The organism is Poriferisphaera sp. WC338 (assembly GCF_050931845.1).
GTDB lineage: Bacteria > Planctomycetota > Phycisphaerae > Phycisphaerales > Phycisphaeraceae > Poriferisphaera.
This window is the reverse complement of the sequence record NZ_CP194516.1, coordinates 1,645,040-1,661,117: the sequence shown is the minus strand read 5'-3', so window position 1 is coordinate 1,661,117 and position 16,078 is coordinate 1,645,040. Positions and strand designations below refer to the sequence as shown.

General features: G+C 50.3%; 15 protein-coding genes. 7 read left to right on the top strand and 8 right to left on the bottom strand.

The window, feature by feature from the left end:
* Positions 1–52 precede the first annotated feature (52 nt).
* From ACQ6WK_RS06805 to ACQ6WK_RS06790, 4 genes are read left to right on the top strand one after another with little or no spacing between them, the layout of a single operon-like run.
* Positions 53–931: a prephenate dehydrogenase gene (locus tag ACQ6WK_RS06805; protein WP_432799990.1), complete on the top strand. Its 879-nt coding sequence runs from the start codon at positions 53–55 to the stop codon at positions 929–931.
* 37 nt (positions 932–968) lie between these two features.
* The gene (proC, locus tag ACQ6WK_RS06800) at positions 969–1,799 is read left to right on the top strand and encodes a pyrroline-5-carboxylate reductase (RefSeq protein WP_432799989.1); all 831 of its coding nucleotides are present in this window, start codon (positions 969–971) and stop codon (positions 1,797–1,799) included.
* 53 nt (positions 1,800–1,852) lie between these two features.
* Complete coding sequence (locus ACQ6WK_RS06795) at positions 1,853–3,508, top strand: UbiD family decarboxylase (RefSeq protein ID WP_432799988.1); 1,656 nt, start codon at positions 1,853–1,855, stop codon at positions 3,506–3,508.
* A 38-nt stretch (positions 3,509–3,546) separates the two neighbouring features.
* Complete coding sequence (locus tag ACQ6WK_RS06790; RefSeq protein WP_432799987.1) at positions 3,547–4,194, top strand: MBL fold metallo-hydrolase; 648 nt, start codon at positions 3,547–3,549, stop codon at positions 4,192–4,194.
* 46 nt (positions 4,195–4,240) lie between these two features.
* Here ACQ6WK_RS06790 and ACQ6WK_RS06785 read toward each other — a convergent pair whose 3' ends face one another.
* From ACQ6WK_RS06785 to aspS, 4 genes are all read right to left on the bottom strand, one after another.
* Positions 4,241–4,975, bottom strand: coding sequence for a polysaccharide deacetylase family protein (locus ACQ6WK_RS06785; RefSeq protein ID WP_432799986.1), 735 nt, complete (start codon positions 4,973–4,975; stop codon positions 4,241–4,243).
* A 263-nt stretch (positions 4,976–5,238) separates the two neighbouring features.
* Entirely contained in the window at positions 5,239–6,138 is a 900-nt protein-coding gene (locus ACQ6WK_RS06780; RefSeq protein ID WP_432799985.1) for an endonuclease/exonuclease/phosphatase family protein, read from the bottom strand.
* A gap of 130 nt (positions 6,139–6,268) precedes the next feature.
* Positions 6,269–8,137: an asparagine synthase (glutamine-hydrolyzing) gene (gene asnB / locus ACQ6WK_RS06775; protein WP_432799984.1), complete on the bottom strand. Its 1,869-nt coding sequence runs from the start codon at positions 8,135–8,137 to the stop codon at positions 6,269–6,271.
* 165 nt (positions 8,138–8,302) lie between these two features.
* Entirely contained in the window at positions 8,303–10,105 is a 1,803-nt protein-coding gene (gene aspS / locus ACQ6WK_RS06770) for an aspartate--tRNA ligase (protein WP_432799983.1), read from the bottom strand.
* A gap of 199 nt (positions 10,106–10,304) precedes the next feature.
* On the opposite strand from aspS, the gene ACQ6WK_RS06765 reads away from it, so the two are divergent.
* The gene (locus tag ACQ6WK_RS06765) at positions 10,305–10,988 is read left to right on the top strand and encodes a riboflavin synthase (protein WP_432799982.1); all 684 of its coding nucleotides are present in this window, start codon (positions 10,305–10,307) and stop codon (positions 10,986–10,988) included.
* A 249-nt stretch (positions 10,989–11,237) separates the two neighbouring features.
* Positions 11,238–11,570 (top strand): GIY-YIG nuclease family protein, encoded by a 333-nt coding sequence (locus ACQ6WK_RS06760; RefSeq protein ID WP_432799981.1) that lies wholly within the window; start codon positions 11,238–11,240, stop codon positions 11,568–11,570.
* 79 nt (positions 11,571–11,649) lie between these two features.
* On the opposite strand, the gene ACQ6WK_RS06755 is transcribed toward ACQ6WK_RS06760, so the two are convergent.
* Together ACQ6WK_RS06755 and ACQ6WK_RS06750 are read right to left on the bottom strand one after the other, a co-directional pair.
* Complete coding sequence (locus ACQ6WK_RS06755) at positions 11,650–12,921, bottom strand: PP2C family protein-serine/threonine phosphatase (protein WP_432799980.1); 1,272 nt, start codon at positions 12,919–12,921, stop codon at positions 11,650–11,652.
* Between the two features lie 92 nt (positions 12,922–13,013).
* On the bottom strand, positions 13,014–13,520 hold the full coding sequence (locus tag ACQ6WK_RS06750) for a DUF192 domain-containing protein (protein WP_432799979.1): 507 nt from the start codon (positions 13,518–13,520) through the stop codon (positions 13,014–13,016).
* A 227-nt stretch (positions 13,521–13,747) separates the two neighbouring features.
* Between ACQ6WK_RS06750 and ACQ6WK_RS06745 the strand changes: the two genes are divergently transcribed.
* Positions 13,748–14,578, top strand: coding sequence for an MlaE family ABC transporter permease (locus tag ACQ6WK_RS06745; RefSeq protein ID WP_432799978.1), 831 nt, complete (start codon positions 13,748–13,750; stop codon positions 14,576–14,578).
* 36 nt (positions 14,579–14,614) lie between these two features.
* On the opposite strand, the gene ACQ6WK_RS06740 is transcribed toward ACQ6WK_RS06745, so the two are convergent.
* Positions 14,615–14,983 (bottom strand): hypothetical protein, encoded by a 369-nt coding sequence (locus ACQ6WK_RS06740; RefSeq protein ID WP_432799977.1) that lies wholly within the window; start codon positions 14,981–14,983, stop codon positions 14,615–14,617.
* 68 nt (positions 14,984–15,051) lie between these two features.
* On the bottom strand, positions 15,052–16,062 hold the full coding sequence (gene sppA / locus ACQ6WK_RS06735) for a signal peptide peptidase SppA (RefSeq protein ID WP_432799976.1): 1,011 nt from the start codon (positions 16,060–16,062) through the stop codon (positions 15,052–15,054).
* Positions 16,063–16,078: the final 16 nt, after the last annotated feature.

Here is a 16,078-nt window from a genome sequence, read left to right as displayed (position 1 = left end):
ACAAGCGCGCCCGCGTGACGTAAACGTGATATTCTACAGGGGAACGTGGGATATGGACAATATTGCTATGACTCAAATCAACCAAATCACAATCGTGGGCACGGGGCTGTTGGGGGCTAGCGTTGGGTTGGCGGCCAAAGCGGCTGGCGTGGTCAAACACGTCACAGGCGTCTCACGGAATCTGCAGACCGCCCAGAAGGCTGCCCAGATCGGTGCGATCGATATGGCCTATAACAAGATCGGCGACGCAATCGCTGGCACGGACCTGATCATCGTCGCGGTCCCGCTCAGCGGTTTTGCCTATACCTTTGATCTCATTCGTCCGCACCTCACGGCAGACATGATCGTGACCGATGTCGGCTCGACCAAAGCGTCGGTGCTGCGTGATGCTCGAGCGAACCTAGGCAATGTGTCGCGTTTTGTCGGCTCGCACCCGATGGCAGGCAGTGAGAAACAAGGACCGGAAGCGGGTGATGCGGAATTGTTTAAAGGCAAGCCGTGCATAGTGACACGGGAGCCGGAAAACGATGGCGATGCGGTAGGGCGGGTGAAGGATCTTTGGCAGGCACTCGGCATGCATGTGCTGGAAATGTCGGCCGAGGAACATGATCTTAAAACAGCCACCGTGTCACACCTGCCGCACGCGGCAGCAGCGATGCTGGTGCAAACCGCCAACCAACTCGGGGGATGGGATGTGGCTTCGACGGGTTTTTGTGACACAACGCGATTGGCCAGCAGTAATCCGCCGATGCGAGTGGATATTATGCATGCTAACAAAGACGCACTTTTGCAATCCTTGGCCGCCTTCAAAGGCAATCTCGAATTGCTGATGACGAAGCTGGAAGCAGATGATTGCGATGGTGTACTAGCGTCGCTAAACGAAAGCATGGCAGCACGTGACCGCTGGCTTGCGGATAAGCGGTGCGACTAACCATTTAATTGTTAGTACAGAGTCAGGAGATGCTCCGATGAGCAGATACAAATACACATTGGGTTTTATTGGCGCAGGAAACATGGCGGAAGCGATTGCTCAGTCGGCGATTGAATCCGGCGTGGTCGATTCGCATGATATTCTTGCAGCCGACCTTAGCGCGGACCGCTTGGCCATCTTTGAAGCCATGGGCACGAAGACGACTCCTGAATCGGGTGATGTTGCTGAGAAAGCCGAGCAGGTAATTTTGGCGTTTAAGCCGCAAAGCATGGCGGAAGCATTGCCGGCCATTGCAGAGCGGTTCCATAAAAACCAGATCGTGATTTCGATCATGGCAGGGATCGGTTCCGAGAAGATTGCGGATTGCATCAAGCAGGCGGGCGGTCCACAGGTCAAAGTGGTGCGGGTGATGCCAAACACACCGATCATGGTGGGGCGCGGCATGGCGGGGATTGCAACGGGCGCCGGTGCGGGTGCTGAAGACGATCAGTTTGCGATGCAGCTTTTTTCAGCGGCAAATAACAAAGCGGTACGCGTCACCGAAGATCAATTGCACGACATCACTGCGGTCTCAGGCTCGGGACCGGCGTATGTGTTCTTTGTTGCTGAAGCGATGCAGAAGGCGGCGGAGAAACTCGGGCTTGGGCCAATGAGCGATGAACTGGTCGCCCAGACCTTACTTGGCGCATCTCAGTTGCTAAGTGAATCGAATGACAGCGCGGCGGAATTGCGACAGAAAGTAACCAGCCCAAAGGGAACCACTGAAGCCGCCATCAACAGCATGGATGCAGGGGGATTAACGGATGTGATTGGCGCGGGGATGGCGGCTTGCCGTAAGCGATCGGTCGAGCTTGGCAAAACACTCTAACCGTCGCTTAAACCGCGATCACATGGGATGAAAAGAACACAGGAACACGCCCTATGAGCTACCGGACGTTACAGGATTTTGTTGCAGCCCTCGAATCTGAAGGTGAACTGGCGCGCATCAGCGCAGAAGTTTCGCCAATGCTTGAGGTGACAGAGATTGCAGATCGAGTGAGCAAGTCACCAGCAGCGAAGACGAGCATCCATGCCAAAACCTTTGATCCGCTTCACGCCAATCTGGGTGGCAAAGGATTGCTGTTTGAGAACGTAACCGGGTCGTCGATGCCACTACTCATCAATGCGTTTGGATCGTATCGTCGATTGGAGTTGGCGTTAGGTTGTGCGGATATTGGCTTGGAAGGATTGGCTGCGAAGGTTGAGCAGCTCGTCAAACCCGAGCCGCCGGCGGGCATCATGGAAAAGATGAAGAAGGGATTGGAGCTGGCGAAGATTGCTTCCTTTGCGCCGAAGGTGACGAAGAAGGGCATCTGCCAGGAAGTGGTGAAGCAGGGTGACGAGATTGATTTGTTGTCGTTGCCGGTAATCAAGTGTTGGCCGGACGATGGCGACCCGCGCAAATGCGGCTATCCCATGTCACCGCAGGAGGCAGGCACGGCTGAAGGAGAAGGGCGGTACATCACGTTCGCAGGGATCTATACGATTCACCCGGATGATGCGAGCAAGGCGGAGAACATGCCACGGCCGTCACGGAATATCGGCATGTACCGCGCACAATTGATTGATGGCAAGCGCACCGCGATGCATTGGCATATTCATCATGATGGTGCGCGGCACTGGCGGGCGTGGAAGAAAATTGGCAAGCCTATGCCATGTGCGATTGTGTTTGGGGGCGAGTCGGTGCTTCCTTACGCAGCAACAGCGCCGTTGCCACCGGGCATTTCGGAGCTTCTTTTTGCGGGATTTTTGAACAATGGCTCGATCCCACTGGTGCGTTGCAAGACGATTGATTTGCACGTGCCAGCCAATGCGGAAATGGTGATCGAAGGATATGTGAGTACGGATGCGGGAGAGATTGGTTTTGATCCGCGCGAAACACCGGAGCTTGGGGAGGGCGCTGTTTTTGAAGGACCGTTTGGTGATCATACCGGCTTCTATTCGCTGCCGGATCGTTATCCGATTTTTGAAGCAGAGTGCGTGACACACCGGACCAATCCCATTTATCCGACGACTGTGGTGGGACTACCGCCGCAGGAAGATTATTATCTCGGCAAAGCGACGGAGCGAATTTTCTTACCCCTCTTGAAAACAATCGTACCAGACGTGATTGATTATGATTTGCCAATGTTTGGTGCGTTTCATAACTGTGCGTTTTTGAAAATCAAGAAAGAGTATCCGCTACAAGCACGGCGACTCATGCATGCTATCTGGGGCGCGGGGCAGATGGCATGGACGAAAATGCTCGTCATCGTGGATGAAGATGTGGATGTCCACAATCATGAAGAAGTAATGTTCCATCTGTGCGCGAATGTTGATCCGGGGAGAGATGTTGAAATCGTGAATGGTCCGCTGGATATTTTGGATCATGCCGCACCACGATTGGGAGCAGGGCACAAGATCGGATTTGATGCGACACGCAAGATCAAAGGTGAGGAAGTAGGAGGAAACCCTGTGCGGGATTGGCCGAATGTTTTGAAGATGGCCGAGGACATTAAGGAAAAAGTCACTCAGCGGTGGCAGGAGTACGGAATCTAATCACTTGATAGATGCCATGACAGCATCGGAGCAATCACATGGAAAATACCAAGACTATTCAAATACACACGTTTTCTCTCGGCACGTTTCAAACCAACTGCTTCGTGCTTGAGGCGGCTGACAAATCATGCTGGATTGTTGATGCGGGATTCGAACCGAACGCGTTGATCGCATGCGTGCAAGAAAACGGGCTCGTGCCGGAGAAGTTGATCCTAACCCATGCACATCATGACCATATTGAAGGCATCCATAAGATACGCGAAGCATTCCCGAATATACCGATCTATGTCCATGAAAGTGAGAAAGATTTCCTCACAGATACGACGCTGAATCTGTCTGCTGCGCTTGGCATGCCTGCCGTTGCCCCGGAAGCAGATCATTTTGTCACGCATGGCGATACGCTTTCCTTGGCAGGCATGACATTTGAGATCCGCCACACACCCGGCCACTCTCCCGGTGGTATCTGTTTGTATCAACCAGAAAATGAATTTGTCATCTCGGGAGATACGCTTTTCGCCAATTCGATCGGGCGATATGATTTTCCGACCTCAGACGGGCAGGCGCTATTCAATTCGATCAAGACACAGCTCTTTACCCTGCCAGATAATACGACGATATACCCCGGCCATGGGCCTTCAACAACCATCGGCCACGAAAAAGCAACCAATCCTTTTTTGCAAGATTAACCAAACCTGTAAAGCGGCTTGCGAGATTTAATCATGTAACTAGAAATCAATCTTCCAAAAGCTCAGCGAGTGAGATGAAGGTGTAACCGCGCGCTCGCAGATCATTAATGAGCGATTTGAGCCGAGGGAAGAACTTGTCCGATCGACCGTCGCCAGCGCCTACATGGACCAAAAGCATGAAACCATTCAAGCCATTTTCTTTGGTATCCGCATAGGTCATAATGCTGTTGTAGATCGTGTCGGAGCTACGGAAGTTTTTGTCATTCTCACCGGTATAGTCAGTGTGTGAGAGTGTGCCGTGGGTAATATTGATAAGTTGCAGACCGTATGCATCGGACCAATCGGCGATCTGCTGGTTGTAGTATTCGTAGGGCGGGATCCAATACTTGATTGTATCACGCGGCATACCCATCACTACAAGCTGATCGATATTCTTGTCAAGATCATTATTGAACGCCGCTTGATCAATCAAGGTTTGATTGCGGTCTTCCCACGGGCAGTAGAGTAGATGGGCGTAAGAATGCGGCCCAACATAATGCCCTTCTACAATAGCACGTTTCACCATTGGCTCGTAGGCTTTAATATTCAAGAAGTCGCCAGTGAAAAAGAATGAGCCACGGATGTCCTCGTCTGCAAGTACACCAAGGATATGTTCAAAACCTTCGGCGAAATGGCCACCAGTGAAGACGAGTGAGATCTGTTTTTTATGTCGTGGGCCACGCACAATAGCACCTTGGTCCCATGACAAATCTTTACGGAGATTGTTTTGTATTTGGCTCATCTCAGCATTCACTTTCGTTGGGGAAGGCGACTGTTTTGTCGTGTATAAAGATGTACCGCAACCACACATAAGGGATGCAAGTATGCACAAGCTAACTGTTAACCGTATTTCCATGAACGTTCGCCTCATGTACTGCGAGCGCACCACCATCAAACAATCCCACTGAAATGAACATGCATTTTATCGCATTCATACGATGCATGCACAAAAAAAGAGGCGCTCAAGTGCGTCCCTTGGCCATATTGTATACAAATGAAATTCAATCAGTCCAGATCAAATGTCACGGCTAATGGAGCGTGATCAGATCCGGCAATTATTTCTTTATCATGCACAATGACGGCTGAATCTTTGTCGGCCTTCTTTGCAAGAGCGGGACTAGCAAGAATGTAGTCGATTCGACTGCGGTGCGGAAGGTTCAAGTAGGTAATACGCTGCTCCTCTGGAAGATGAGTATGCATATCAACGAGTCCACCATCTTGGGTGAGTGTCTTCAAGACCGGTGATTCGGGCGTGTCGTTGAGGTCACCGGTCATGACGACCCATGCGTCAGGATCGTTATCGTAAATTTGATTGATAATCTTTCTCGCCTGAGTTGCTTCAGCCAAACGCCAGTTCGCGGATTGCTTATCGCCGGCACTGTCTCGCTTACTCTTGAAGTGAACGACAAACACGTCCATAACCTTCTCTTTGGTTGCTTGAACGGTAATGTGGGTTAAGTCACGCGCAAACTTCCACGTCCGCTTTGCACCGGGTAGGGTGAAAGTTTGCCAACGGTAACTGGTCGCTTTCACGATGGGCTTGCGGCTGATCAGACCAAGCGAAATACCGCGGCCGCTGTTGGTCATCGGACAAGCGATGTAATCGTATCCCATATCTGGTAGAAACTCTTGCACCATCGCACGAAGGACGTGCTCATTCTCGACTTCTGCAAACCCAACAACATCCGCATCCAGGAAACGAATCGCTTTGGCGAGCTGTACAATCTCCTCGCGCGATTTCACGTCGGTGCCTTCATCTTCCATGTACGGATCATCGAACACGTCAAACATATTTTCAACGTTGTATACTGCGACTCGCAGTTCTTCAGCCTGCAATACACGTGCACCAATCAACATCGTCATGACTGCCAAGAACATTGCGAAATGCGTTTTCATTTTATTCATCCATCGGCTCCCAATGGCGTTGCTAAAGTTGATTCAAAGATCATTATCTTAAACGAATTGCCACGGACAGACACCTATTTTCTTGAGACTGTTTTGCACACCATCATGCATCAACATACCGACGTGATAGTCAGGATGGATGTGACAACCAATCCAACCAGAGAGAAAGTTGCAGAAGTGCAAACAAGCGATGCGTATGATCGACCTCGCCCTTAACGTGCGACTGATATAGGTTCTCAAGCACATCCTTGTTTAATCCAAATACGGGCAATTGCGATTCAAGCAGACGTTCGCCTAATACTGCTTTCAGATCATCGCGGAACCATTGCCCGATCGGTAAGGCGAACCCCATTTTAGGACGAGCAACGATCCGCTTAGGCAAATACCGCTTAGCAATGTTGCGCAGAACAGCTTTCTGTTTCCCACCGACCATCAAATCTTTGGCAGGTATTTGCATGACTAGATCGGCAATTTCACGATCTAAAAGCGGGCTGCGTACCTCTAGGGCCACGCTCATGCTTGCACGATCTACCTTGCGAAGCGTTTCATATGGGAGGTAATGCTCGAAATCCCATCGCATCGCGGCATTCATCACCGGCATGTAGTTTGGCCAATCCGGCATGGCGATACCCGGCGCATGCGGCTCGATATCTCGATCAAACAAAACAGCGATTTGATCTTCATCAAACAGATGGAAGATATGATGGTACTGCTGAGCTGGGTGCTTACCGGCTCGTGCCGCACGGATCAATCGCCCCATACGATGTCGCCGTGATTTCGGTTTGCTGCTATCAAAAATACCAAGCGGCATACCGCGTAACCACCAACGGTGACGGCGCAACAATTGAAGGGCACGATAACGATCGTAACCTGAAAAAAGTTCATCGCCACCATCGCCGGAGAGCGCAACCTTCACGTAACCACGTGTCTCACGGCAAAGCCAATACTGCGGAAGGATTGAACTGTCTGCGGTCGGTTCTCCATAAATTGACATCAGAAATTGTAGGTCATCAATCACGTCGGCCTGACGCGTTTGTAGCGCCAGATGATCACTGCCAATATGATCCGCAACCGCCTGTGCGTGAGTGGATTCATCGTAATCGCTCTGCGGCATCTTAACGCTGAATGTCTTTAATTTGCCAGCACCTTGCGTAGAAAGATGTTGCTGCGCTATGGCGGCTATGAGCGATGAATCAATCCCACCAGAAAGGAAACAGCCGAGTGGTACATCCGATTCCAAACGACTTACCACTGAACGGACCAATCGCTCATGCACAGCATCTTCAAGATCAATCTCTGGAGCATCCGGATGCACAAGTGGAGGCTGCCAATATTTCTGATGCTCAACTTTTTGGTCGTATCCGATGCGCATCCAACTACCTGGCGTGATTTCGTGAATACCTTGGATCAAACTGTTTTGAAAGGTGTAGCCATAACGTAAAAAGTTTTGCAGTGCATCATGGTCTATCTGCAAGTTAGAAACCAGTGTGCGTAGCGCGGGGATAGTACTACCAAAGGCAATCTTGCGTGGGTTCTGAAAAATAAACAGCGGCTTCTTTCCCACACGATCTCGAGCTAAGAACAAAACTTGATTACGCTGATCATAAATTGCAAAGGCGAACATCCCGCTCAACTTGGCAGGCAAGCCATCACCCCATTCACGATAGCCGTGCAACAACACCTCAGTATCACTATGGTCGGTGAGAAAGCGGTGGCCCTTCGCCTCGAGTGCCTCCCGTAAAGCCCGGTGGTTGTAGATCTCACCATTAAAGACAACGTTCAGCTCGCCGAAACAATAATCGGCAGGCAACGACATTGGCTGCGCACCAGTGAACAAATCAATAATGCTCAGACGCGAATGTACTAAACCACAAGATCCCGCAATGATTTCACCTTGTCCATCTGGACCGCGATGAGCAATCTGCGTTTCCAGCTGCTGCAACTGCCGCTGCCCCACGGGGTGATCATCAAAACGAAATATCCCTGCAATGCCGCACATAAATGACTTTCAATAATGACGCGATACTAGAGCCACATGATACCGTAACAACCGCAGGTCGACACGATTTGTTTGTCACATCTTTCGAATCATCCGGCTTGATGACAAAAGAAAAACCCGGCATAAACCGGGCTTTGTGATTTTGCAATCGTATTTAATTTATCGCTACTCTTTAATGATCGCTGGCTTTTCAGCTTCTGCATCTTTGATGTTGAGCGACAACTCTTTGAGCTGATCCACATCAACTGGGGCAGGAGCATCAAGCATGAGATCCGCACCGTTCTGCGTTTTCGGGAAGGCGATCACGTCACGGATGTTATCGGTACCGCATAGGTGCATGACGATACGGTCAAGGCCAAAGGCGATCCCACCGTGTGGTGGCGCACCAAATTTAAGTGCGTTGAGAAGAAATTCGAATTTCTCTTGTGCTTCTTCTTCATCGATGCCGAGCATTTTGAAGACGCGCGTTTGTACTTCTTGTGAGTGGATACGAATCGAACCACCGCCAAGCTCCGAACCGTTCAGCACAAGATCGTATGCCTTAGACTTTACTGCACCTGGATCGCTTTCTAGTTTGTCCATGTCTTCATCATTTGGTGCGGTAAAGGGATGGTGTGTGCTGAACCAGCGGCCGGTTTCTTCACGCCATTCCACAAGTGGGAAGTCGACAATCCAAACCCACTTCCACTCGTTCTCATCAATCATGTCCAGATCATGCGCAAGTTTGACACGCAGTTCACCGAGCACACGGTGTACAGTTGCTGGTTTCTTATCCACACCAAAGCAGATCAAATCACCATCTTCAGCCCCCATGCGGGTGACGAGTTCTTCGCTGATGGGTTCGATGAATTTTGCAATGCCGGTCGAGCATTTGCCACCTTCAACCTTGGTGATGGGCAGGCCACCTGCGCCGAATTCCTTCACCCATTCAGCAAGAGCATCGGTTTGTTTACGAGTCAGTTTTGCACCACCAGGAACGCGGATGGCTTTGACGATGCCGCCTGCTTCGACCGCACCGGTAAAGACCTTGAATTCCGTTTGAGTTGCAAGATCCGTCACATCCACAAGCTTCATGTCAAAACGAAGGTCAGGGCGGTCAGAACCATAATCATTCATCGCCACATCAAACGGCATGCGCTCGATTGGTGGCACCTCGACATCCAACACTTCTTTCCAGATACGACGGATCATGCCTTCGTTTACCGCAATGACATCTTCCTGGTCAACAAAGCTCATCTCAAGGTCGAGCTGCGTAAATTCAGCTTGACGGTCAGCACGCGGATCTTCATCACGGAAGCAGCGCACGATCTGAATATACTTCTCAATACCAGCAACCATCAAGATTTGCTTGAAGAGTTGTGGCGATTGTGGAAGTGCATAAAAACTGCCAGCCTGCAAACGTGAAGGCACGAGGAAATCGCGTGCACCTTCAGGCGTCGACTTACATAGGAACGGTGTTTCAATTTCATAGAAACCTTGCTCGTCGAAGTAATCGCGCATAATCTTTGTCACGCGGTGACGTGTACGCAGAATTTCTTGCATCTTCGGCTGGCGCAGATCAATGAAGCGATAACGCAGGCGGTTTTCTTCGCTGACTTTGTGTGCATCGTCCGGTGCAAATGGCGGTGTGGCAGATTTGTTTAAGATTTCCAAACCTGTTGCACTAACTTCAATTTCACCCGTGGCGAGTTTTGGATTTACGAGTGATTTGCCTTTGTCATCAATCCCGCGGTCAAGCACATCGCCTTCGATTTGGACGACATCTTCATGACGCAGCTTGGATGCGAGTTCGTGAGCTGCACCGGCTTCCGGGTGGAAGACGATTTGTGTAATGCCTTCACGATCACGCAAGTCGATGAAAATCACGCCACCATGATCACGGTAATTATTCACCCAGCCCGCAAGAATTGCCTTTTGGCCTGCATGTTCTTTTCGGAGTCCGCCGCAACTGTGGGTTCGCTTCTTCATCAATCCATCTTCTTTGATAACAAGGTTTACTTCGTGTTCCCGTAGACCGGAGGTCTTCCGGAGGGTGTTAAGACCGCAAATGATACCAGCCTTTCGCCTTTCCCTCCATTTCTGACCTGCCAGAGCCGTACCCATAAACAAAAAAGACATATTCCCCTTCAATTTCGCTATCCAGCCGATCTGTAACTACAATACAGACATGTTTACAGGCATCGTACAGGCAAAAGGCGTCGTCAAGGACATCCAAACCAACTCCTTCGGCAAACGGCTCATCATCGACCGTACTGCATGGAATCCGCCGAACGATTACAAGCCGGGGCAGGGCGAATCAATCTGCTGCTCTGGCGTCTGCCTCACCGTGGTCGACTGGACCGACACCACGCTGAGCTTCGATGTCATCGCGGAAACGCTGGAGGTTTCTAAGCTGGGCGATTTGACCATCGGTAGCGAGATCAATCTCGAGCCGGCTGTGTTCCCCAATCAACCTCTCGGCGGACACTTCATGCAAGGCCACGTCGATGGCGTCGGCACCATCACTGATATTTACAAGGGTGATGATGAAGTTCGTGTGACCGTTGCGCCCCCGCAGGACATACTCCCCTACATCGTCTATAAGGGCTCCATCGCGATTGATGGTATCTCACTCACCATCGCTTCAGTTGATACGGAAAATAAATCCTTCGCCGTCGCCCTCATTCCCGAAACCCTCGAAGTCACCACGCTTGGCACTGCCGCTGTCGATGATCGTGTGAACCTCGAAGCCGACATCATCACCAAGACTGTCGTGCACAATCTTCAATTGTTGAATCCGCCTAAATCCGCCAAGCCAAAATCAGAATTAACCCATCAACTTCTGAAGGATGCCGGGTTTTTAGGAAGCTAATTAAATCTCCAAACCTTTAAGTCTTTCCTGAATCTGCTTCATTCATATTGTTCTAAACCGCTCAATACTAAAGCTGACTGACATAACGCTGTCATCAATAACGCTAACCAAACTTACTCGAGCAAATTTTCTTCATCGATAAACGAAAATCAAGTTGACTCAGCTGCAATTCTGTGGCAAAATGATCACCTAACAATATCTTAACACTTATATCGTTATTTTATTAACCTTCTATGCAAGGGGGCAATCATGCCACAACCTTCAACCATCACGTTTACGGGAAAATCACAGGAATCTCACGAATGCCAAGTCCATCCACTGAACAGGGATTGGCCCGATGGAATCCCTGCGGTTTACTTTATCATTCGTCTCACTAATTCCGGAGATTCATTTAAACAAACACTTCTCTACATTGGCGAAACCCAAGACTTGAAGCAGCGATTCCTGAATCATCATAAAGATGAATGTTACAACAAAAATAATGCAAACATGATTTGCATCCTCGAAGTCAACAACGAAGAAAAACGCTTTGAAATTGAGCAGGACATGATTGCAGCGTACCAACCACCTTGCAACGGATAGAGACACAACCCTAAAACAAAAACCCTTGCTGAAATCGCAAGGGTTTTTTTAATTCTATCTTTGTTCTCTGGTCAATAAACTAAGCAGCACTCGCAGGCGCAGTATCTGTTACAGCATCTTCACCGGAGTCGCTTTCCGATACAGCTAAACAAACCACCGTCAGATCGTCGCGCTGATTCAACGAGCCAGCTTGCTGATCTAACTTCGAAGCAAAACGATCAAAAACCTCTTCCAACGTACCTTCACTGAGCATCTTGAATTCTTCAAGATACTGTTCATTCGCGAGACGCCCGTCCTTGTTACCTTTGCTCAGTTCCGGAAACGCGACTTCAAAACCGTCGCTATAAAGCAACATGCGATCGCCAGCATCTAATGTCACTTCTGCTTGCTCAAATTCCTCATCCGGAAACACACCGAGCAACCCACCTTCGGGTTCGATCATCTCCGTTGTGCCGTTGCCTTTTAAAATCATCGGGTACGGATGGCCTGCACGAGCAATCTTGAGTGTGCGCGTTTTGCAGTTCAACAAGCCATAGCATGCCGTAGCAAAACGAACCTTACCGGCTTGGCGTTCAATCATATCATGGTTAAGTTTGGCGATCGCTTCACTCGGCTCAAGAATCCGATAGCCTGGTTCGCTACCCGGCAGGATCTTCTTGGTTTGTAACGAACGCTTGATGTACATCGTCATGAGCGCTGCAGGCACGCCGTGTCCGACGGCGTCAGCAACAAAGAAACCAATGTGGTTTTCATCAAGCCGCACGACATCGTAGATATCACCGCTAACATAACCCGCCGGCCTCCAAAGCACTTCGAATGAAATATCATTCAATGAAGGTAGCTTCCGTGGCAAGAACTCCTTCTGCAACTGAGACGCCAACCGCAATTCTTCATCCATTTTGCCGATTTGATCAGCAAGCCCACCCTGATGTGCATGCAAGACGCGCATTTCACGTCGCATCCCGTCGATCATCTGATACTGGCAGAACAATGTCTGTACCATGACCTGAAAATCACGAAGTGGCACGTCCGTCCGGCAGATCACGATACCATCATCGAACATCTCGCCGTGCGTTTCTTCGCCTTCACTCAACGTGATCATGCACGGCACATGTTGATCCTGTACCGTACCAAGTACTTCAAACAAGCTACTCTTGTCGGCTGTTTCAAACCATAGCCAAGCCACACCCTGTGTGAGTGTTTGATGATGTTCTTTTAATTCTTCGAGACTAATCACGAGATAGACGGGTTTGCCAGCAACATCGGGCCAATCACTCAGCGTGCGGGCCATAAATTGCTCGGCTTCGTCTCGTAACGTCTGGTTTTCTGTGATCAGAATGAGCCGGCCCACATGTTTCCTCTCAAAACCGTTTCGCCCCTAACAACCAGCCACCTGTCCTACAGATCATGATCTGCATGCCAACCTGTTGTCATTTCATCGTCTTACCGCGCTCTTTCCTTAAGCTCTTTCAGAGGAAGATCCACCTTTTCGCCCTCCTCAAGCCCCAGTTTTTTGATTTCTCCCCCCGCCAATTCAATCGCAAACTGAGCAGGATATCGGCTGGCATATACCTTTAACTTAGCTTCCGGCGTACCCGCTGGCTCAACAGTCATGGCATACATCCCAATGATTCGCCCATTCGGATCAAGATAAATTAAATCGATTGGCACCAAACATCGCCGCATAACAAACCCTCGGTAATCCGCTTGCGGAAACACAAACAGCATCCCTGTATTCTCCGGGATTGATGCACGGTCCGATAGTCCTTTGAACCGGGCCGCCTGAGTCAACGCCAGCTCCAATTGGAACTGTCTGCCACGCAACGTGATGTCAACACTATTGCTGCTGCTCACCTGACTAGCGGAGCAGCCCATTAGACCCAACAGTAGAAACGTAAGCAGAACATACGGCATGTTGAGATATATGCGGATTGAAATCGTTTGGAGCATGACCACATTATGCCTTGCCAAACCAGCCATGGAAAGCAGAACAACCGATAACGTTGCCAAACCATGCAAAGTACGATTCGGAACATTTTTGATCCCGTTCTTTTTGATTGGCAAGACTGTTTGTCGCTGTCGGGCTGGCCGATGAATAAATCGTTGCTTATAACGATTAGGTAACTTGAACCGGATATTCACACATGGCATGACAGAAGGGTTACAATAGCACTGACATGATCGCATCAAGGGTAGTACAAATTGGCAAACGTGTTTCGGATGGCCTGGTCGGTACCGGCGGATTTACTATGTTCTGCTTGTACGCCACTGGTTGGGCAATCCGCGGCGGCGGCGCATTTGGTCGCTTCCGTTTGCTGCTACCACAACTCTATAGCATCGGCACGAAATCCATGCCCGTAGTGATGCTCGTCGGTGCGTTCGTTGGGATGGTGTTTGGTGTGGAAGCGTTCGATCAGTTCAAAGCCATCGGACAGGAAGCTCGTCTCGGTGGGATCATTGCAATCTCAGTTCTCAAACAGATTGGTCCGGTGCTTGCTGCGGTCATGATTGCAGGACGTGTCGGCGGCGCGATCAGTGCGGAGCTCGGCACGATGCGCGTCACTGAACAGATTGATGCGCTGAGGGTAATGGGTTCTGATCCAATTGCCTATCTGGTCGTACCGCGCGTATTGGCATGCCTAATCATGGTGCCGGTGTTGACGGTGTTCAGTGACTTACTCGGTATCCTCGGCGGATGGTTTGTGATTGTTCGTGGCTATGGTGTAGACAGTGGTGAATACTGGGCGTTCTCAGCATCCTTCGTCGGGCCATGGGATATCTTCACCGGTCTTGGCAAAGGCCTCTTCTTCGGATTGATCATCGGCTTGATCAGTTGCTACAAAGGGTTCAACTGCGGAGCAGGGGCTTCAGGCGTTGGTCGTGCAGCAACCGATGCTTTTGTGACCAGCTTCATCGCGATCATCATCAGCAACTTCTTCCTGGCGACACTGTTTAAGAATCTCTATCAGATGATTTGGGGAACTGGCGGCATCACCGCGTTCGGCTAAATACATACATTCTACTTTTTTCAAATCTACCCGGCGCTATTCCGCATTTGGCGCGGCACTATTCATATACAAAACTGCGACAATAATCCCTGCAATGATGATCAACATCGCCAGTGCAAGTAGTAACACACCCACCCAATGACTGCCCGCTGTTTCATCAGTGTCTTTTTCATCTTGCGGTGGTTTCACTTGAGCTTCGAGAACATGCTCCGTACCGACACCTTCCCCCGGCGACTCAGGACGTTGCACTGCTTGTACTTTAGTGATTTGACCATGAGCCGTCGGATGCTTAGGCACACTCATCAACATGCCACAATGTGAACAACGGCACACCCCGCCCGCAAAGGCTTTGTCCAGCCGCAGCACGCTTTCGCACCCCGGGCATTCCAGTTCCAATTTGCTCATCAGATTCTCGCCATTCGGCTACGCACAAACTCTCGCCCACACACATCACAACCCGCATCATAGCACGTTTACTTCAAGCTCGGCATCCAGAGGTAATAAAACCCGGTTGGTAAACCGAGGCCGCCCATGTTCCCGCCGACATTGAATTGCGCCATATTTACCTGCGGAGAACCACCGGAAAGATTCGCCTGCGCATATGGCGAGCCAATGTAGGAAAGCGGCCGCTTGAACATGACCAGATCGGCGCGTGATATACCCGCGCGTTGCTTGGCTGATTCATAAGCTGTTTGCAGATCGCCAATCTTATCGACGAGGCCAATCTCAACAGCTTGATCACCGCTGAATACACGACCATCCGTCGCCATCGTGATATTGCCTTCACTCAGGTTCGGCCGTCCCTTCTTTACCACGTCCACAAAATGTTTGTAGTAATCATCAACCATAACCTGCATAACTTGTCGCTGCTCAGGTGTCATCACTGCTAGGGGAGAACCGGCACCTTTGTGTGGACCACTAGTGATCGCATCGGTCTGCACGCCAAACCGTGTAAGCGCGGGCTTGAGGCTGACTGTTTGAAAGATCACGCCGATACTACCCGTAACGGTCGTTGGATAGGCCACAATCTCATCAGTCGCACAAGCAAGATAGTACCCGCCACTGGCCGCCACATCGGTCATCAGCGCCACAACCGGCTTGCCCGTACGTGCTTTGAACCGTATAACCTCTCGGTACATCGCATCGCTTGCAGTTACCCCACCACCGGGTGTATTGAGGCGAAGGATCACCGCACGGACCTGCGGATCTTTGGCTGCGTAATCCAGCTTCTCACGTAGTAGGCTGATGGGGTGTTCACCTTCGCTGAGCAGGCTGCGTTTGGGGGCGTTCATAATCATGCCGGTAACATCAATGATGGCGACTTGCTGCCCGCTACTGCCGGCTTCTTTTTCCACAACCTGTGTTTTAAGCGTTTTATCACCCGGCGTCATGCCAACGACAAACGTCATTGGTCCGGTACAACCCACCAATATCATCCCAAGCAACACATAACTTACCACTAACAAACTCACTCTGTTTCTCATCTCAATTCCTTCGTGA

Excerpts from the sequence above, each read along its gene's own strand:
- ACQ6WK_RS06745 (WP_432799978.1), top strand. The coding sequence starts at position 13,748 with ATGATCGCATCAAGGGTAGTACAAATTGGCAAACGTGTTTCGGATGGC.
- ACQ6WK_RS06780 (WP_432799985.1), bottom strand. The coding sequence starts at position 6,138 with ATGAATAAAATGAAAACGCATTTCGCAATGTTCTTGGCAGTCATGACG.
- ACQ6WK_RS06750 (WP_432799979.1), bottom strand. The coding sequence starts at position 13,520 with ATGCTCCAAACGATTTCAATCCGCATATATCTCAACATGCCGTATGTT.
- ACQ6WK_RS06760 (WP_432799981.1), top strand. The coding sequence starts at position 11,238 with ATGCCACAACCTTCAACCATCACGTTTACGGGAAAATCACAGGAATCT.
- aspS (WP_432799983.1), bottom strand. The coding sequence starts at position 10,105 with ATGAAGAAGCGAACCCACAGTTGCGGCGGACTCCGAAAAGAACATGCA.
- sppA (WP_432799976.1), bottom strand. The coding sequence starts at position 16,062 with ATGAGAAACAGAGTGAGTTTGTTAGTGGTAAGTTATGTGTTGCTTGGG.
- ACQ6WK_RS06805 (WP_432799990.1), top strand. The coding sequence starts at position 53 with ATGGACAATATTGCTATGACTCAAATCAACCAAATCACAATCGTGGGC.
- ACQ6WK_RS06790 (WP_432799987.1), top strand. The coding sequence starts at position 3,547 with ATGGAAAATACCAAGACTATTCAAATACACACGTTTTCTCTCGGCACG.
- ACQ6WK_RS06740 (WP_432799977.1), bottom strand. The coding sequence starts at position 14,983 with ATGAGCAAATTGGAACTGGAATGCCCGGGGTGCGAAAGCGTGCTGCGG.
- ACQ6WK_RS06785 (WP_432799986.1), bottom strand. The coding sequence starts at position 4,975 with ATGAGCCAAATACAAAACAATCTCCGTAAAGATTTGTCATGGGACCAA.
- asnB (WP_432799984.1), bottom strand. The coding sequence starts at position 8,137 with ATGTGCGGCATTGCAGGGATATTTCGTTTTGATGATCACCCCGTGGGG.
- ACQ6WK_RS06795 (WP_432799988.1), top strand. The coding sequence starts at position 1,853 with ATGAGCTACCGGACGTTACAGGATTTTGTTGCAGCCCTCGAATCTGAA.
- ACQ6WK_RS06765 (WP_432799982.1), top strand. The coding sequence starts at position 10,305 with ATGTTTACAGGCATCGTACAGGCAAAAGGCGTCGTCAAGGACATCCAA.
- proC (WP_432799989.1), top strand. The coding sequence starts at position 969 with ATGAGCAGATACAAATACACATTGGGTTTTATTGGCGCAGGAAACATG.